The following is a 688-nucleotide window of genomic DNA, read 5'->3' on the forward strand; positions in this document are numbered from 1 at the left end:
TAAGTCAGTTAGTATCTGTTGATATTAAAATTTCAGATGAAGATAAATGTATCAGTTTGTTGTGTTCTTTACCAGACTCGTGGGATAGTCTGGTTGTGGCCATAGGTAGTAATACAACTTCTTTGAAGTTTGAAGAAGTGGTCTCGTCCTTGTTGTCGGAGGAGATGAGATGAAAGAATATGGAAGGACATAGCACAGACGCATTATTTGCAAGAGGACGTTCCCAAGAAAGAAATAGATCTAATTTCTTAAGTGGGAGATCTAAGTCTAAGGGTAGATCTAAATCTCCTGGAAAGTTTGGAAAGGTATGTTGGAGATGTGGAAAAGAAGGGCACTACAAGAAGCAGTGTAGATATAAAGTTGAGAAAAAGAAGGGATCTGAAGAATCTTCTTCTACAGAAGAAAAGACCTCCAAGGAAGGAGGGGATGTGAACTTGGCTTCTTCAAGCACACATGTAGATCATGAGGCATGGTTGGTTGACTCTGGTGCATCCTTTCATATGATTCCCCATAGGGAGTGGTTCTGCAAATATGAAAGGTATGATGGAGGTAATGTTTTCTTAGGTGATGACTCGACAAACAGAATCATAGGACGATGAAAATTCAAGTTGATGTTCATAGATGGAAGGATTAGAACACTACCTAGTGTTCTGCACATCCTAGGATTGGTCAAAAATTTGATTTCTAT

Annotated in this window: 2 protein-coding genes; both read left to right on the top strand. The window is 39.0% G+C overall.

Features of this window, described 5'->3' with window-relative positions:
• Window positions 1-173 (top strand): gag-polypeptide of LTR copia-type domain-containing protein (locus NUW87_RS11895; protein WP_369127941.1); only part of this gene is annotated, 173 nt, incomplete at its 5' end.
• A 6-nt stretch (window positions 174-179) separates the two neighbouring features.
• Window positions 180-599 (top strand): C2HC-type zinc finger protein, encoded by a 420-nt coding sequence (locus tag NUW87_RS11435; RefSeq protein WP_269028649.1) that lies wholly within the window; start codon window positions 180-182, stop codon window positions 597-599.
• Window positions 600-688: the final 89 nt, after the last annotated feature.

The sequence above is a fragment of the Corynebacterium pilbarense genome, from assembly GCF_026930265.1.
Classification (GTDB): Bacteria; Actinomycetota; Actinomycetes; order Mycobacteriales; family Mycobacteriaceae; genus Corynebacterium; species Corynebacterium pilbarense.